The sequence below is a fragment of the Streptomyces sp. NRRL B-3229 genome, from assembly GCF_000719505.1.
GTDB classification, from domain to species: Bacteria; Actinomycetota; Actinomycetes; order Streptomycetales; family Streptomycetaceae; genus Streptomyces; species Streptomyces griseorubiginosus.
The window spans coordinates 313,587-330,931 of sequence record NZ_JOGP01000008.1 but is presented as its reverse complement, the minus strand read 5'-3'; the positions used below and the strand labels follow the sequence as shown (position 1 = coordinate 330,931).

Genomic DNA, 17,345 nt, shown 5'->3' with positions numbered 1-17,345 from the left:
GTTCGTTCTGCGGGTGTGAGTGAGAAGAACCGTGAGGGAAAGCGCACCGCCCGGGAGCGGCTGGCGGAGGAGCGCGCAAAGCAGAAGTCCGCGGAGAAGCGGCGCCGGGTGCTGATCGTGGGCGCGAGCGTGGTGTGCGTCCTGGGGCTGGCCGCGGTGATCGGCGTGGTCGCGGCGAACTCCGGAAAGGACGACAAGGAGGCCTCGGGCCCGGTCGTGGCGCCCTCGGGGGCCAACGGCCAGGACAGCCTCGCCATTCCGGTCGGCGAGGAGGGCGCCAAGTCGACGCTCGTCGTCTGGGAGGACTTCCGCTGCCCGGCCTGCAAGGCCTTCGAGGCGGCGTACCGGCCGACCATCCACGAGCTCACCGGGTCCGGCAAGCTCAAGGTCGAGTACCACCTGGCGACCATCATCGACGGCAACATGGGCGGCACCGGCTCCCGCACCGCGGCCAACGCCGCGGCCTGCGCCCAGGACGCGGGGAAGTTCCCCGGCTACCACGACGTGCTCTACGAGAACCAGCCGGAGGAGACCAGCGACGACTACGCCGAGAACGCGAAACTGCTCGAACTGGCGCAGAAGGTCGACGGCCTGGACACCCCCGCGTTCCGCACCTGCGTCGAGAAGGGCACCCACGACAGCTGGGTCGACAAGTCCGCGGCGGCGTTCCGCAACGGCGGCTTCAGCGGTACGCCGACCGTTCTGCTGAACGGCAAGAACATCTACCAGGACCAGACGATGACGCCGGCGAAGCTGAAGCAGCAGGTACTGGAAGCCGCCAAGGGGTAAGGAATTCAAGTCGGCCTGTTATGGACCCGTTGCCGGGCCGCCTGCCGTGGCCCGGCCCGGCAGGGTAGCGTCGACCCTGCCATGGAACTTGCCTACATTCCCAGCCCGTCGCGCGGGGTGATCCACCTCGGCCCCATCCCGCTGCGTGGCTACGCGTTCTGCATCATCATCGGCGTCTTCGTAGCCGTATGGCTCGGCAACAAGCGCTGGATCGCCCGGGGCGGGCGAGCCGGCACGGTGGCCGACATCGCGGTCTGGGCCGTGCCGTTCGGACTTCTCGGCGGCCGTCTCTACCACGTGATCACGGACTACGAGCTGTACTTCAGCGAGGGCCGTGACTGGGTGGACAGCTTCAAGGTCTGGGAGGGCGGACTCGGCATCTGGGGCGCGATCGCGCTCGGAGCGGTCGGCGCCTGGATCGGCTGCCGTCGCCGTGGCATCCCGCTGCCCGCCTACGCCGACGCCATCGCGCCCGGTATCGCCCTCGCGCAGGCCATCGGGCGCTGGGGCAACTGGTTCAACCAGGAGCTGTACGGCAAGCCGACCGACCTGCCGTGGGCCCTGCACATCACGTCCTCGACGGACGGCCGGGTGCCGGGCTACTACCACCCGACGTTCCTGTACGAGTCGCTGTGGTGCATCGGTGTCGCCCTGCTCGTCATCTGGGCCGACCGGCGCTTCACCCTGGGCCACGGACGGGCGTTCGCGCTGTACGTCGCCGCGTACTGCACCGGGCGCGGCTGGATCGAGTACATGCGCATCGACGACGCCCACCACATCCTCGGCCTCCGGCTGAACGTCTGGACCGCGATCATCGTGTTCCTGCTCGCCGTCACGTACATCGTGCTGTCGGCGCGGAAGCGGCCCGGGCGCGAGGAGGTCGTCGAGCCGGGTGCCGCCGACGGTCCGGACGACGAGGGCGAGAAGGCCGACGCCGACGAGACGGCCACGGATGCGGAGAAGGCCGAGGTCGACTCCGAGGATGCCGACGCCAAGGACGAGACCAAGGACGAGGCCGAGTCGGCGAAGAAGACCTGACGGCCGGCTGTACGTCGACGGGGGCGCCCCGGGATTCCCGGGGCGCCCTCTGGTGTGTCAGGAGCGGGGTGTCGCAGGGGTGAGTCAGAGACGTCGGGTCAGGGACAGGGTCCGATGGGCCTGGGCCGCGACCGCCGTGTCGATGAACGTGCCGTTCGCGAGGGCCTGCGCGCCCGGGTGGGCCTGCACCGCCTCGAGGATGGACTCCGCCTGCTCGATCTCCTCCTCCGTGGGCAGGTAGGCCCGCTCGATGACGGGGAGCTGGCGGGGGTGGATGGCCGCCCGGCCCAGGAAGCCCAGGGCGCGGCCGTGTGCGCAGGACACCTTGAGACCCTCCAGGTCCCGGATGTCGGGGTGCACCGACTGGGACGGCGGAGGCAGGGCCGCCGCTCTCGCCGCCACGATCACCCGGGAGCGGGACCAGTCCAGGCCCGCGTCGTGCCGTACGCCCAGATCGGCCCGGAGATCCGCCTCGCCGAGCGCGAGGCCCCGCAGGGCCGGGTGGGCGAGGGCGATGTCGTAGGCCCGCTCGACGCCCAGGGCCGATTCCAGGAGGGCGTAGAGGGGTGGGGCGCCCTGGTCGGCCGGGGCCGCCTCGACGACGCGGGTGATCTGGGCCGGGGAGGTGACCTTGGGCAGGCGCAGGGCGGACAGGCCCGGCAGCTGGGCGAGGGCTGCGAGGTCCGCTGCCGCGAGGGGGGTGTCGACGGCGTTCACGCGGACGTGGACGGGCGTCGGCTGAGGGTCGGTGAGACGTTCCGCGGTCGCCTCGCGGGCGTACGCCTTGCGGTCGGGGTCGACCGCGTCCTCCAGGTCGATCACCACGACGTCGGCGCCGCAGTTCAGGGCCTTGTCCACGACGTGGGGGCGGTCGCCGGGGACGTAGAGCCAGGTCAGGGGGTGCCGTCTCACAGGGCGCCCTCCGTGCGCAGGGCCGTCAACTCGGCCTCGGTCAGGCCCAGTTCGGTCAGGATCTCGTCGGTGTCCGCGCCGTGCGGGCGGCCCGCCCAGCGGATCGCGCCGGGGGTCGAGGAGAGCCGGAACAGGACGTTCTGCATGCGCAGCGGGCCGAGTTCGGGGTCATCGACGGTGGTGACGGTGCCGAGGGCCTGGTACTGCGGGTCGGCCATCACGTCCCGGATGTCCTGGACGGGGGCGACGGCCGCCTCCGCCTTCTCGAAGGCCGCGAGGACCTCGGTGCGGGAGCGTGCGGCGATCCAGGAGCCGACCGCCGCGTCGAGGACGTCGGCGTGTTCCGCCCGTTGGGCGCCCGTCGCGAACCACGGCTCGTCGATCAGCTCCGGGCGGCCGACGAGGTGCATCACCCGTTCCGCGATCGACTGGGCCGAGGTGGAGACCGCGACCCAGGTGCCGTCGGCGGTGCGGTAGGTGTTGCGGGGGGCGTTGTTGGCGGAGCGGTTGCCGGTGCGCTCCTGGACGTGACCGAGCTGGTCGTACCAGGTCGGCTGGGGCCCGAGGGCCGCCAGGATCGGCTCGATGATCGCCATGTCGACGACCTGGCCCTCTCCGGTGCGGTCGCGGGCCGCGAGGGCCGTCATCACCGCGTACGCCGTGGCGAGCCCCGCGATCGAGTCGGCGAGGCCGAAGGGCGGCAGGACCGGGGGCGCGTCCGGTTCGCCGGTGATCGCCGCGAAGCCGCTCATCGCCTCGGCGAGGGTGCCGAAGCCGGGGCGGCGGGAGTAGGGGCCGAACTGGCCGAACGCGGTGACGCGGGCCAGGACCAGACGGGGGTTGACGGCGGACAGCTCCGGCCAGCCGAGGTCCCACTTCTCCAGGGTGCCGGGCCGGAAGTTCTCGATGACGACGTCCGCCGTCGCGGCCAGCCGGAGGAAGGTGGTGCGGCCGCCCGGCTTGGACAGGTCGAGGGTGAGCGTGCGCTTGTTGCGGCCCAGCAGCTTCCACCACAGGCCGATCCCGTCCTTGGAGGGGCCATGGCCGCGGGAGGGGTCGGGTTTCGTGGGGTGCTCGATCTTGACGACCTCCGCGCCGAAGTCGCCGAGCATGGTGGCGGCGAGGGGGCCCGCGAAGAGGGTGGCCGCGTCGAGCACGCGCAGGCCTGCGAGGGGGGTCTCGGTCATGACGTGTACCCGGCCTCGATCTCGGAGCGGTAGGGCATCGACGCCGACGCGCCCTCCCGCTGGACGGAGAGGGCCGCCGCGGTGGCGGCCCAGGCCATCGCCTCCCGGATCGGCCGTTCCTCGCCGAGGGCGACCGCGAGGGTGCCGACGAAGGTGTCGCCCGCGCCCGTGGAGTCCACCGCGGTGACCCGGGGCGCGGGGACCGCGAGGGGTTCGGCGTCCCGGGTCAGGTAGAGGCTGCCGGCCGCGCCGAGGGTGATCACCACCCGGGGGACCCGGTCGAGGAGGGCGGCACCCGCGGCGAACGGGTCCGCGATGCCGGTCAGGGTGGCGGCCTCGTGCTCGTTGGGGACCAACAGGTCGGTGGCGTCGAGGAGTTCGGGCGGCAGCGGCCGGGCCGGGGCGGGGGTCAGGATCGTCCGGACGCCGTGGGCGCGGGCGGTCTCGGCGCCGGCCAGGACCGCTTCCAGGGGGATCTCCAGCTGGAGGAGCAGGGCGTCGGCGGAGGCGATCAGGCCCTCGTCGCCGGGGACGAGGTGGTCGACGGTGCCGTTGGCGCCGGGGACGACGACGATCGCGTTGCCGCCCTCGTCGTCCACGACGATGTGCGCGGTGCCGGTGGGCCCCTCCACGGTGCGCAGGTGGTCGGTGGTGACGCCGGAGTGCTCCAGGGTGGAGCGCAGCCGGGGGCCGAAGGCGTCGTTGCCGACCGCGCCGATCATCGAGACGGTGGCACCGGCGCGGGCCGCGGCGATCGCCTGGTTGGCGCCCTTGCCGCCGGGGATCGTGCGGAACTCCCTGCCGGTGACGGTCTCTCCGCGCCGGGGTGCCTTGTCGACGTAGGCGACCAGGTCCATGTTCGTGCTGCCGAGCACGGCGATGTGGGTCATGGGCGGGCGGCTTCCGGGTGGGTGGGATCGGTCATGGGCGAGCAGCCTCCCGGTGGACGATGGCGGTCATGGGCGAGCAGCCTCCCGGTGGACGATGGCGGTCATGGGCGAGCAGCCTCCCGGTGGGTGAGGTGGGCCAGGGTGTCGAAGCCGACGCCGTTGAAGTCGGCGACGGAGGTGGCGAGCCGGTTCTTGAGCGGGGCGGTCCAGTGCTCGGGCAGGCGCTCGGGGGCGCCGGTCAGCAGGGCGGCGATGCCGCCGGTCGTGGCCCCGTTGGAGTCGGTGTCCCAGCCGCCGCCCACCGCCCGGGACAGGGAGCCGGTGAAGTCGCCGTCCGCGTGGGTGAGGGCGGCGGCCATGAGGGCGGTGTTGGGGATCGCGTGGACCCAGTGGTGTTCGGCGTGGGTGGCGTGGAGTTCGTCCACGACCGTGTCGAAGTCGTCGTGCCGCCGGGCCAGTTGGATCGCCTGGGTGATCGCCGCCGTCAGTCGGGAGGCCGGGGGGATCACGGTGAGGCCGGTGCGCAGGCAGGCGTGGATGTCGGGGGTCGCCGCCGCCTGCGCGATGACCGCTGCCGTGAACATCGCCGCGTAGACGCCGTTGGCGGTGTGGGTGAGGGTGGCGTCCCGGTGGGCCTGTTCGGCGGCCGCGCCCGGGTCGCCGGGGTTGGTCCAGCCGTGGACGTCGGCGCGGATCAGGGCGCCGATCCACTCGCGGAAGGGGTTGCGGTGCCGGGCCGTCCGCGGGGGTTCCAGGCCCTGGAGGAGATTGCGGTAGGCGAGGCGTTCCGCGGTGAAGGTGCGGCCCGCGGGAAGCTCGTCGAGCCAGAGCCGCGCCACGTCGGCGGTGGTGAAGCGGCGGCCGTGGCGTTGCAGCAACAGCAGGTTCAGCAAGGGGTAGTTGAGGTCGTCGTCCTCGGGCATGCCGTCGATGTTCTCGGCGAGGGAGGTGGGGGCCGAGCGGCGGTTCCAGGGATGTGCGGCGAGCAGGTCCTCGGGGACGCCCTTCGCGGTGAAGTAGGTGTTCAGGGGCCAGTTTCCGACGGACTTGGCGAGTTGACGGATGGCGTCCAGGGGGAGCTTCTCCACCGGCTTGCCGAGGAGGCAGCCGACGGCCCGGCCCAGCCAGGCCGCTTCCAGCGCGGACCGGGTGAGGGCGGCCGGGGCGGGTGACGGCCACGCCGGGCAGCGGGCCCTGATCCCCGCGAGGCCGGTGGGTTCGTCATCCGCCAACCGGCTCGGCAGGTCGGCCAGTTCGTCGAGGAGGTCCTCGGCGAGCTGCCGCAGGTACCGGGACGCGGGTTCGGCCGAGGCGCCCGCCCGGGCCGGAGCCTCCGCGCCACCGGCCGCCCGCCACCGGGCCGCGATCGCCGACGGCTCCCGGCCGTCCTGGCGTGCCTGGCGGAGTTCGTGGCCGAGCAGGTCCTCCGGCTGGACCCAGGTCAGTCGGAGCATCTCGGACCTCCGAGCGCGGTGAAGGCCGACTCGTGGGCCCGGCGGCGGCGCACGTCCTGTTCGAAGATCTGCCGGGTGACGGCCGTCAGCGTCCGTGCCGGCTCCCAGAGGTCCAGGCGGCTCGCCTCCGCCACCTTCTTGGACCACTCGTCCGGAACAGGGCTGCCCAGGGCGCCTGCCACCGCGCCCGCCATCGTGGCGATCGAGTCGCAGTCCCGGCCGTAGTTCACCGCGCCGAGCACCGCGTGCCGGAAGTCGCCGCCGGCCACGACCAGCATGGCCAGGGCGACGGGCAGTTCCTCGATGGCGTGCAGGCGGGAGGGGCGGCGGGCGCCGAGGGAGGGGGCGCGGTAGTCGTCGCCGACGGTGTCGTAGGGGGACACCGCCGCGCGCAGCGGCCCTAGCGCCGACTCGAAGTCCGTGTACCGGCAGGCCACTTCGCAGACCTTCTCGACGGCGGTGCGGGTGCCGTCCTTGGCGAGGGACAGACAGGCCGCGACCACCGAGTCCGGGGTCGCGCCGGGAGTGCTCGCCGCCGCCACCGCCGCCGCGAACACGCCCGCCGCCTCGCGGCCGTACGAGGACTGGTGGGCGCCCGCGACGTCCAGGGCCTCGGCGTAGGCGGCGGCCGGGTTCGCCGCGTTGACCAGGCCCACCGGAGCCATGTACATCGCCGCACCGCAGTTGACGATGTTGCCCACGCCCGCCTCGCGGGGGTCGACGTGGCCGTAGTGGAGGCGTGTGACCAGCCATTTCTCGGCGAGGAACAGGCGGTGCAGGGGGAGGGCCTCCGCCTCCAGTTCGGGGATCCAGCGCAGGGTCGTCATCAGGTCGGGGACCAGGTGCTCGGCGATCGCGTACGCGTCCAGGTGGTCCCCGACCCGCTCGTAGACCCTGATCAGGGCGTGGGTCATCAAGGTGTCGTCGGTGACGTGGCCGTCGCCCTTGTGGTACGGCGCGATGGGACGGGCGGTGCGCCACCCGTCGCCGTTCCAGGGGCCGACGATGCCGTGGACGCGGCCGGCGTGGCGCTCGAGGATCTGGTCGGGGGAGTAGCCCTCGACGGGGCCGCCGAGGGCGTCGCCCACCGCCGCGCCCACGAGGGCTCCGGCGATCCGTTCCTCAAGACTGCTTTCTTGGTTTTTGGGCGTCATGCCCGGAATCATCCTCCTGGGAGGGGCGGTTGTGCGGCTTCCAGGAGTCCGGCGAGTTCCACGAGGTCCGTGCCGGTGAGGCGGGGGAGGGCGCAGCCGGAGAGGGTGCGGCAGGCGGCCTGCCAGGTGGCGGGGATCGACCCGCTGCCGCCCAGGGCGCCGGTCAGGGCGCCGACCAGGGCCGGGGCGGAGTCCGCCACCCGGGACAGACAGGCCGCCGCGGGGACCGCCTCGGCGATCCGGCCCCGGGCGGCGGTGGCCAGGGCGAGGGTCACGGGGACGGTCTCGGCGGCCGCGATGCCGTAGCTGTAGACGTGGTCGACGATGTCGTGTTCCAGGGCAGGGATCAGCGCGAAGGCGCTGCCGGCGGACCGGGCGAGGTCCAGCGCGTGGTGGGCGTTGCGGGCGATCTCGGTGCCCTCGGGGAGTTCGGCGAGTGCGGCCCGCACGCAGGTGTCGACGGGGGCGCCGGTCAGGGCGAGCGAGAGGGCGGCGGCCATCGCGCGGGCGCCGTGCACGCCGTCGCCGTCCTGGGTGTAGCGGGCGTCGAACTCGGCCAGGTCGGCGGCGAGTCGGGGGGCGCCGGGGTGGGCGACGGCGAGGACGCAGGCCCGGACGCAGGCCGCGTCGTCGAAGTAGTGCGGGTTGTCGTGGCCGGTGGCGGGCGGGCGCAGGCCGGTGGCGAGGTTGCCGAGTCCCGCGCGTACGGAGATGCGGGCGCGCAGGGGGATGTCGGCGGACTCGATCTCGGGGGCCCGGTCCGTCGCGGCGGCCACTTCGTCGGCGAGGGCGTTCCAGGTGAGGTCGATCGCGGTTCTCGTACGGCGGTCCCGGGGGAGGTCGCCGAGGGCGGTGTCGTCGGCCGCCCTGAGGAGGGCCTCCGCGGTGAGGGCCGCCCATTCGGCGTCGTCGGAGGGGCCGAGGCGGAGGGGCTCGGGGGGTTGGTTGAGGGCGATGGGGACGGGGAGGGTGGTGGTGGCGTTCTGTTCGGCGAAGGTGTCGAGTTCGCGGGTGAGGCGGCGGGTCCAGTCGGGGAGGCGGGTGGCTCGGTGGCGGGCGGAGGGCCAGCCGGCGGCGTCGCCTGCGGCGAGGCCCAGCAGGAGGCCGACGGTTCTGCCTGCCTCGGCTTCGCCTTCGGCTTTTGTGTTCCCACCCGCACCACCCGTTTCGCTTTCGTGGTCGGGTGCGGGTGGCCCCTGTGGGGCGGTCCCGCCGTCGGCGGCCGCGGGCGCGTTGGGGGGCGCGTCTGCGGGTGCGTTCGCGGGTGGCGCCGCGGGTGCGTACGCCGTCGCCGTCGTCGGTGTGGTCGGCTCGTCCCAGGGGGCCGGCGGGGTCATGAGACGACCTCCGCCCCCGCGCCCGTCACCAGCGACTCCGCCACGTCCAGTACATGTCGGCCCGCCATCGACGGCAGGCAGCTGCCTCTTGCCGGGCCGATCGCCGTGGCCCACAGGGGTGGGATCGCCGAGATGCCCCTCGTCGCGCCGGCCAGCGCTCCCGCGACCGCCGCCGTCGTGTCCGCGTCCCTTCCCATGTTCACCGCCGTCAGGACCGCCTCGCGGAAGTCGCCGTCGGCCGCCGCGTACGCGCCGAAGGCGAGGGCGACCGCCTCCGGGGCCAGGTCGGTCCAGGGGTAGCCGCCGATCACCACCGCCGAGCGGACCGCCTTCTCGCCCCGGTGGGCCACCGCCACCGCCCGCCTGAGAGACCTTGCCGTCCAGCTGTCGTCCGGGATCACCGCCAGCGCGGAGGCGACCACGGCGATCGTCGGGGCGCCCGCCATCGCCGCGGCCACTCCCGCCGCGACCGCCTGGCCGCCGTAGATCCCCTCGCCGTCATGGCTCACCGAGCCGTCGATCGCCACCAGCCGGGCCGCTTCCGCGGGGCGGCCCGCCGCGAAGACGCCGAAGGGGGCCGCGCGCATGGCGAGACCGTCGCTCCAGGCGTGCCGGTGCTGGGCCGAGATGGGGGCCGCGAGGCCCCGGCGGAGGTTCTCCAGGGTGCCCCGCTCGCTGAAACCGGCGCCCCGGAACGGGCCCTCGTCGCGGTCAGCGATCCACTCGTGCCAGGCCGCCTCCACATGGGCGGGGGTCAGTGCGGAGCCGTGCCGGGCCAGCAGCAGGCCCGAGAAGATCGTGTACTCGGTGTCGTCGGTGCCGGAGGGGGTCTCGGCCACGAAGCCCTCGATACGGCCCCAGCGGGCCCGGATCTCCGACGGCTTCAGGTTCTCGGCGGGGGCCCCGAGGGCGTCCCCGACCGCCAGACCGAGCAGGGCGCCGCGGGCCCGCTCGCGGAGTTCGGCGGTGTTCTGCGGCACCGGGGCCGAGGGGACGCAGGCGATCGATGTCATACGCGGGCCTTTCCACAGAGACACCTTTTGCGGATGTGTCCCACCGTCGGCGGTTGACCGGAGCCTCCTTGGCCCCAACGTCACCCGGTCGACATCTGTGCAGGCCTGCTATCGAATGAGCGCTCGACGGTAAAACCGCAGGTTAGCCCAGCCTTTCCTTGCTGGCGGACGGGATTGCCCCGACGTACTGTGGCGTTGTTAATTTTTAGAATCTGTCCAAAGTTAGCTTTGGCTTAGCTTCCCTGGGGGACCGAATGGCCATCATCGACATCGAGGCGCCGCTGCACGAGGCGCACCGCGACAACCACACGCACCGGGACGTCAACGGCGGCTGGCTCAGGCCCGCCGTGTTCGGGGCCATGGACGGGCTGGTCTCCAACCTCGCCCTGATGACCGGTGTCGCCGGCGGTGCCGTCGGTCAGCACACCATCGTGCTGACCGGACTCGCGGGGCTCGCCGCCGGTGCCTTCTCGATGGCGGCCGGCGAGTACACCTCCGTCGCCTCCCAGCGCGAGCTGGTCGAGGCCGAGCTGGACGTGGAGCGGCGCGAACTGCGCAAGCACCCGCAGGACGAGGAGGCCGAGCTCGCCGCCCTGTACGAGGGGCGGGGTGTCGAGCCGGAGCTGGCCCGTGAGGTCGCCCGGCAGCTGTCCAAGGACCCCGAGCAGGCCCTGGAGATCCATGCCCGCGAGGAACTCGGCATCGACCCCGGGGACCTGCCCTCGCCGCTCGTCGCCGCGGTCTCCTCCTTCGGCTCCTTCGCGCTGGGTGCCCTGATCCCGGTGCTGCCGTATCTGCTCGGCGCGACCGCGCTCTGGCCCGCCGTGCTGCTCGCCCTGGTCGGGCTCTTCGCGTGCGGTGCCGTGGTGGCCAGGGTGACCGCGCGGAGCTGGTGGTACAGCGGACTGCGGCAGCTCGCCCTGGGAGGCGCGGCGGCCGGTGTGACGTACGCCCTGGGCATCCTGATCGGAACGGCCGTAGGATGAGCGGGCTGCTACTTATGCGAGGGACCGCATAAGTAGCCGTTACTCGCTGGTTTCGAACGCTTAACCACTGGGCATGAGCCGTAAGCGCTGCGGGCAATGACGCTTGCGGCGCACTTGCGGGGTGGGCGACGACGCCTTCTCCGCCTCCCGGACCGATGGACATGGATCTGACCGATCAGTCCGGCCCGGAACCATCTACTTCAAGCCACGTGTGCGGCACCCCCCTCGCACCCACGTGGCGTCCGCATGTTGGAACGACATATCCAGTTCCCGAGAATCGCTCCATCATGTAACCTGCACGAAATTTTGCACTCACGCAGAGGGCCAACGTCGTCCCTCGGCAATCTGCATATGCCAGTTGACGACGACGGGAGAGCCGATGCGTACGCCGCGCCAGCCGTCCCAGCACTCCATGAATGGCCAGAAGTGGTCGTTCATGGATGCTCGCCCTGCTGCGCAGGGTATGTACGACCCCCGCAACGAGAAGGACGCCTGTGGCGTCGGTTTCGTGGCCACCCTCACCGGCGAGGCGAGCCATGCGCTGGTCGAGCAGGCGCTCACGGTTCTGCGCAACCTGGAGCACCGCGGTGCCACCGGCTCCGAGCCCGACTCGGGTGACGGCGCGGGCATCCTTTCCCAGGTTCCGGACGCCTTCTTCCGCGAGGTCGCCGGCTTCGAACTGCCCGCGGCCGGCAGGTACGCCGCCGGTATCGCCTTCCTGCCCGACGAGGGCACCCAGGACGCCGTCTCGAAGATCGAGACGATCGCCGGGGAAGAGGGCCTGACCGTCCTCGGGTGGCGTGAGGTTCCCGTCGCCCCCGAGCTGCTCGGCGCCACCGCCCGCTCGACGATGCCCGTCTTCCGCCAGGTCTTCGTGACCGACGGCCTCTCGGAGGGCATCGACCTCGACCGCAAGGCCTTCGTGCTGCGCAAGCGCGCCGAGCGCGAGGTCGACGTGTACTTCCCGTCGCTGTCCGCGCGGACCATCGTCTACAAGGGCATGCTGACCACCGGCCAGCTGGAGCCCTTCTTCCCGGACCTGTCCGACCGCCGCTTCGCCTCCGCGATCGCGCTCGTGCACTCCCGGTTCTCCACGAACACCTTCCCGTCGTGGCCCCTCGCGCACCCGTACCGCTTCGTCGCGCACAACGGTGAGATCAACACCGTCAAGGGCAACCGCAACTGGATGGCCGCCCGCGAGTCCCAGCTCGTCTCGGACCTCTTCGGGGACCAGGACACCCTCGACCGCGTCTTCCCGATCTGCACGCCGGACGCCTCCGACTCGGCGTCCTTCGACGAGGTCCTCGAACTCCTGCACCTGGGCGGCCGTTCGCTGCCGCACTCCGTGCTGATGATGATCCCGGAGGCGTGGGAGAACCACGACTCCATGGAGCCCGCCCGCCGCGCGTTCTACGAGTTCCACTCCACGATGATGGAGCCCTGGGACGGCCCGGCCTGTGTCACCTTCACCGACGGCAAGCAGGTCGGCGCGGTCCTCGACCGCAACGGACTGCGCCCCGGCCGCTACTGGGTCACCGACGACGGCCTCGTCGTCCTCGGCTCCGAGGTCGGCGTCCTCGACATCGACCCCGCCAAGGTGGTCCGCAAGGGCCGTCTCCAGCCGGGCCGCATGTTCCTCGTCGACACCGTCGAGCACCGCATCATCGAGGACGACGAGATCAAGGCCGGCCTCGCCGCCGAGCAGCCCTACGCCGAGTGGCTGGAGGCCGGGGAGATCGAGCTCTCCGACCTGCCCGAGCGCGAGCACATCGTGCACACCCACGCCTCGGTCACCCGCCGCCAGCAGACCTTCGGTTACACCGAGGAGGAGCTGCGCGTCATCCTCGCCCCGATGGCCAAGGCCGGCGCCGAGCCGATCGGCTCCATGGGCACCGACTCGCCCATCGCCGCGCTGTCCTCGCGCCCGCGGCTCCTCTTCGACTACTTCACCCAGCTGTTCGCCCAGGTCACCAACCCGCCGCTGGACGCGATCCGGGAAGAGCTGGTCACCTCCCTGCGCTCCTCGCTGGGCCCCCAGGGCAACCTCCTGGAGCCGAGCGCCGCGTCCTGCCGTACGGTCACCCTGCCCTTCCCGGTGATCGACAACGACGAGCTGGCCAAGCTCATCCACATCAACGCCGACGGCGACATGCCCGGCTTCAAGGCCGCGACCCTGTCCGGCCTGTACCGGGTCTCCGGCGGCGGTGACGCCCTCGCCGCCCGCATCGAGGAGATCTGCGCCGAGGCCGACGCCGCCATCGAGAACGGCGCCCGCCTGATCGTCCTGTCGGACCGCCACTCCGACGCCGAGCACGCGCCGATCCCCTCGCTGCTGCTCACCGCGGCCGTCCACCACCACCTCATCCGCACCAAGCAGCGCACCCAGGTGGGCCTGCTGGTCGAGGCCGGTGACGTTCGCGAGGTCCACCACGTCGCCCTGCTCATCGGCTTCGGCGCCGCGGCCGTGAACCCGTACCTCGCCATGGAGTCGGTCGAGGACCTGGTCCGCGCCGGCACCTTCCTGCCCGGCATCGAGGCCGAGAAGGCCATCCGGAACCTGATCTACGCCCTCGGCAAGGGCGTCCTCAAGGTCATGTCGAAGATGGGCATCTCCACCGTCGCCTCCTACCGCGGCGCCCAGGTCTTCGAGGCCGTCGGTCTCGAAGCGGGCTTCGTCGAGAAGTACTTCAGCGGGACCGCCTCCAAGATCGGCGGCGTCGGCATCGACGTCATCGCCAAGGAGGTCGCCGCCCGGCACGCCAAGGCCTACCCCGCCTCCGGCATCGCTCCCGCGCACCGCGCGCTGGAGATAGGCGGCGAGTACCAGTGGCGCCGCGAGGGCGAGCCGCACCTGTTCGACCCGGAGACGGTCTTCCGCCTCCAGCACTCGACCCGTGCGAACCGCTACGACATCTTCAAGAAGTACACGGACCGCGTGAACGAGCAGTCCGAGCGGCTCATGACGCTGCGTGGACTCTTCGGCTTCAAGTCGGACCGCCCGTCGATCCCCGTCGACGAGGTCGAGCCCGTCTCCGAGATCGTCAAGCGCTTCTCCACCGGCGCCATGTCGTACGGCTCCATCTCCAAGGAGGCGCACGAGACCCTCGCCATCGCCATGAACCAGCTGGGCGGCAAGTCCAACACCGGTGAGGGCGGCGAGGACCCGGACCGTCTCTACGACCCGGCCCGCCGGTCCTCCATCAAGCAGGTCGCCTCCGGCCGCTTCGGTGTGACCTCCGAGTACCTGGTCAACGCGGACGACATCCAGATCAAGATGGCCCAGGGCGCCAAGCCCGGCGAGGGCGGCCAGCTGCCCGGCCACAAGGTCTACCCGTGGGTCGCCAAGACCCGGCACTCCACCCCGGGTGTCGGTCTGATCTCCCCGCCGCCGCACCACGACATCTACTCGATCGAGGACCTGGCCCAGCTGATCCACGACCTGAAGAACGCGAACCCGCAGGCGCGGATCCACGTGAAGCTGGTCTCCGAGGTCGGTGTCGGTACGGTCGCCGCAGGTGTGTCGAAGGCGCACGCGGACGTCGTGCTCATCTCGGGTCACGACGGCGGCACGGGTGCCTCCCCGCTGACCTCGCTGAAGCACGCGGGCGGCCCCTGGGAGCTGGGCCTCGCCGAGACCCAGCAGACGCTGCTGCTCAACGGCCTGCGCGACCGGATCGTCGTCCAGACCGACGGCCAGCTCAAGACCGGCCGTGACGTCGTCATCGCCGCGCTGCTCGGCGCCGAGGAGTTCGGTTTCGCGACCGCGCCGCTCGTCGTCTCCGGCTGCGTCATGATGCGCGTCTGCCACCTGGACACCTGCCCGGTCGGCATCGCCACCCAGAACCCCGTGCTGCGCGACCGGTTCTCCGGCAAGGCCGAGTACGTCGTGAACTTCTTCAAGTTCATCGCCGAGGAGGTCCGCGAGATCCTCGCCGAGCTGGGCTTCCGCTCCATCGAGGAGGCCGTCGGCCACGCCGAGACCCTCGACGTGACCCGCGCGGTCGACCACTGGAAGGCGCAGGGCCTGGACCTGGCCCCGCTCTTCTACGTGCCCGAGCTGCCCGAGGGCGCCGCGCTGCACCAGGTCATCGCGCAGGACCACGGCCTGGAGAAGGCGCTCGACAACGAGCTCATCAAGCTCGCCGCCGACGCCCTGGCCGCCGACTCGGCGACCGACGCCCAGCCGGTGCGCGCCCAGGTCGCCATCCGCAACATCAACCGCACGGTCGGCACCATGCTCGGCCACGAGGTGACGAAGAAGTTCGGTGGCGCGGGCCTGCCCGACGACACCATCGACATCACCTTCACCGGCTCCGCGGGCCAGTCCTTCGGCGCCTTCCTCCCGCGCGGCATCACGCTGCGCCTGGAGGGCGACGCCAACGACTACGTCGGCAAGGGCCTCTCCGGCGGCCGCGTGATCGTCCGTCCCGACCGGGGCGCCGACCACCTCGCCGAGTACTCGACGATCGCGGGCAACACCATCGCCTACGGCGCGACCGGCGGCGAGCTGTTCCTGCGCGGCCGTACCGGTGAGCGCTTCTGCGTCCGCAACTCCGGCGCGCTGGTGGTCTCGGAGGGCGTGGGCGACCACGGCTGCGAGTACATGACCGGCGGTCACGCGGTGGTCCTCGGGCCGACCGGCCGCAACTTCGCGGCCGGCATGTCCGGCGGCATCGCCTACGTCATCGACCTGGACCGCGACAACGTCAACGTGGGCAACGTGGACGCGATCGAGGCCCTGGACGACACCGACAAGCAGTGGCTGCACGACGTGGTGCGCCGCCACCAGGAGGAGACCGGCTCCACGGTCGCCGAGAAGATCCTCGCCGAGTGGGACACCCCTGGAGGAGGGGTGGACCGCTTCAGCAAGATCATCCCCAGCACGTACAAGGCAGTGCTCGCCGCCAAGGACGCCGCCGAGCAGGCGGGACTCTCCGAGTCCGAGATCACCGAGAAGATGATGGAGGCGGCGATCAATGGCTGACCCGAAGGGCTTTTTGAACCACGGCCGCGAGGTCGCCAAGTCCCGTCCCGTCGACGTCCGCCTGAAGGACTGGAACGAGGTCTACGTCCCGGGCTCGCTGCTGCCGATCATCTCGAAGCAGGCGTCCCGCTGCATGGACTGCGGCATCCCGTTCTGTCACAACGGCTGTCCGCTCGGGAACCTCATCCCCGAGTGGAACGACTACGCCTACCGCGAGGACTGGACCGAGGCGTCCGAGCGCCTGCACGCGACGAACAACTTCCCGGAGTTCACCGGTCGGTTGTGCCCCGCTCCCTGCGAGGCGGCGTGCGTGCTCGGCATCAACCAGCCGCCGGTCACCATCAAGAACGTCGAGGTCTCGATCATCGACAAGGCGTGGGACAGCGGTGACGTCAAGCCGCAGGCCCCCGAGCGCCTGTCCGGCAAGACCGTCGCCGTGATCGGCTCCGGCCCGGCGGGTCTCGCCGCCGCCCAGCAGCTCACCCGGGCCGGTCACACCGTCGCCGTCTACGAGCGCGCGGACCGCGTCGGAGGCCTCCTCCGGTACGGCATCCCGGAGTTCAAGATGGAGAAGCGGCACATCAACCGCCGTATCGAGCAGATGCGTGCGGAGGGCACCCGCTTCCGTACCGGCATCGAGATCGGCCGCGACCTCAAGGCGACCGACCTCAAGAAGCGGTACGACGCCGTCGTGATCGCCGCCGGTGCCACCACCGCGCGCGACCTTCCGGTGCCGGGCCGCGAGCTCAAGGGTGTCTACCAGGCCATGGAGTACCTGCCGCTGGCGAACAAGGTCCAGGAGGGCGACTACGTCACCTCCCCGATCTCCGCCGAGGGCAAGCACGTCGTCGTGATCGGCGGCGGCGACACCGGCGCCGACTGCGTGGGCACCGCCCACCGCCAGGGCGCGGCCTCGGTGACGCAGCTGGAGATCATGCCCCGGCCGGGCGAGGAGCGGAACCCGAACCAGCCCTGGCCGACCTTCCCCATGCTGTACAAGGTCACCTCCGCGCACGAGGAGGGCGGCGAGCGGGTCTACTCCGTCTCCACGACCCACTTCGAGGGCGACGAGGACGGCAACGTCCAGTGGCTGCACCTCAGCGAGGTCGAGTTCATCGACGGCAAGCTGACCCCCAAGCCGGGCACGGAGCGCAAGATCCCCGCCCAGCTGGTCACCCTCGCGATGGGCTTCACCGGCACCGACCGGGAGAACGGCCTGGTCGAGCAGTTCGGCCTGGAGCTCGACGAGCGCGGCAACATCGCCCGCGACGCCGACTTCGCGACCAACGTGCCGGGCGTGTTCGTCGCCGGTGACGCCGGCCGCGGCCAGTCGCTCATCGTGTGGGCCATCGCGGAGGGCCGCTCGGCCGCCCGCGGCTGCGACCGGTTCCTGACCGGCGCGAGCGAGCTGCCGGCGCCGATCCGTCCGACGGACCGCTCGCTGATGGTGTGATCACACCCGCATAGACGTCCCGTACAAAGGCGTACGGAACAGTGATGGCGCCCGCGTCATGTCCCCGACCGGACCGAGGCGGGCGCCGTCGCATGTCCTGGACCGGACCGAGGCGGACGCCGAGGACTACGGCACCTTGAACGTCTCC

12 protein-coding genes are annotated in these 17,345 nt (G+C 71.7%); 5 read left to right on the top strand and 7 right to left on the bottom strand.

From position 1 onward, the window contains the following. Positions 1–15: 15 nt before the first annotated feature. Together IF54_RS0115760 and lgt are read left to right on the top strand one after the other, a co-directional pair. The gene (locus IF54_RS0115760; protein ID WP_030318889.1) at positions 16–789 is read left to right on the top strand and encodes a DsbA family protein; all 774 of its coding nucleotides are present in this window, start codon (positions 16–18) and stop codon (positions 787–789) included. 81 nt (positions 790–870) lie between these two features. Then, positions 871–1,827 carry a prolipoprotein diacylglyceryl transferase gene (gene lgt, locus IF54_RS0115755; protein ID WP_078851988.1) on the top strand — a complete coding sequence of 319 codons (957 nt, stop codon included), beginning with the start codon at positions 871–873 and terminating at the stop codon, positions 1,825–1,827. Positions 1,828–1,911: 84 nt separating this feature from the next. Here lgt and IF54_RS0115750 read toward each other — a convergent pair whose 3' ends face one another. The 7 genes from IF54_RS0115750 to IF54_RS41145 form a co-directional block, all read right to left on the bottom strand. Further along, positions 1,912–2,739, bottom strand: a complete 828-nt coding sequence (locus IF54_RS0115750) for an HpcH/HpaI aldolase/citrate lyase family protein (RefSeq protein WP_030318887.1) — start codon at positions 2,737–2,739, stop codon at positions 1,912–1,914. After that, positions 2,736–3,926, bottom strand: coding sequence for a CaiB/BaiF CoA transferase family protein (locus tag IF54_RS0115745; protein ID WP_030318886.1), 1,191 nt, complete (start codon positions 3,924–3,926; stop codon positions 2,736–2,738). Before IF54_RS0115745 ends, IF54_RS0115750 begins: the two co-directional genes overlap by 4 nt. Continuing rightward, positions 3,923–4,816 (bottom strand): ribokinase, encoded by an 894-nt coding sequence (rbsK, locus tag IF54_RS0115740; protein WP_030318885.1) that lies wholly within the window; start codon positions 4,814–4,816, stop codon positions 3,923–3,925. The genes IF54_RS0115745 and rbsK overlap by 4 nt, the downstream gene beginning before the upstream one ends. Before the next feature lie 101 nt (positions 4,817–4,917). Then, on the bottom strand, positions 4,918–6,270 hold the full coding sequence (locus tag IF54_RS0115735; protein ID WP_030318884.1) for an ADP-ribosylglycohydrolase family protein: 1,353 nt from the start codon (positions 6,268–6,270) through the stop codon (positions 4,918–4,920). Beyond that, positions 6,258–7,424, bottom strand: coding sequence for an ADP-ribosylglycohydrolase family protein (locus IF54_RS0115730; protein WP_030318883.1), 1,167 nt, complete (start codon positions 7,422–7,424; stop codon positions 6,258–6,260). The genes IF54_RS0115735 and IF54_RS0115730 overlap by 13 nt, the downstream gene beginning before the upstream one ends. 8 nt (positions 7,425–7,432) lie before the next feature. Then, on the bottom strand, positions 7,433–8,761 hold the full coding sequence (locus tag IF54_RS0115725; protein ID WP_078851987.1) for an ADP-ribosylglycohydrolase family protein: 1,329 nt from the start codon (positions 8,759–8,761) through the stop codon (positions 7,433–7,435). After that, positions 8,758–9,774 carry an ADP-ribosylglycohydrolase family protein gene (locus IF54_RS41145; protein ID WP_078851986.1) on the bottom strand — a complete coding sequence of 339 codons (1,017 nt, stop codon included), beginning with the start codon at positions 9,772–9,774 and terminating at the stop codon, positions 8,758–8,760. The genes IF54_RS0115725 and IF54_RS41145 overlap by 4 nt, the downstream gene beginning before the upstream one ends. A gap of 254 nt (positions 9,775–10,028) precedes the next feature. On the opposite strand from IF54_RS41145, the gene IF54_RS0115715 reads away from it, so the two are divergent. From IF54_RS0115715 to IF54_RS0115705, 3 genes are all read left to right on the top strand, one after another. Continuing rightward, positions 10,029–10,760 carry a VIT1/CCC1 transporter family protein gene (locus tag IF54_RS0115715; protein WP_030318880.1) on the top strand — a complete coding sequence of 244 codons (732 nt, stop codon included), beginning with the start codon at positions 10,029–10,031 and terminating at the stop codon, positions 10,758–10,760. Between the two features lie 379 nt (positions 10,761–11,139). Beyond that, positions 11,140–15,744 (top strand): glutamate synthase large subunit, encoded by a 4,605-nt coding sequence (gene gltB / locus IF54_RS0115710; protein ID WP_078851985.1) that lies wholly within the window; start codon positions 11,140–11,142, stop codon positions 15,742–15,744. Then, complete coding sequence (locus IF54_RS0115705) at positions 15,737–17,197, top strand: glutamate synthase subunit beta (protein WP_030318875.1); 1,461 nt, start codon at positions 15,737–15,739, stop codon at positions 17,195–17,197. Before gltB ends, IF54_RS0115705 begins: the two co-directional genes overlap by 8 nt. The last annotated feature ends 148 nt before the right edge of the window (positions 17,198–17,345 follow it).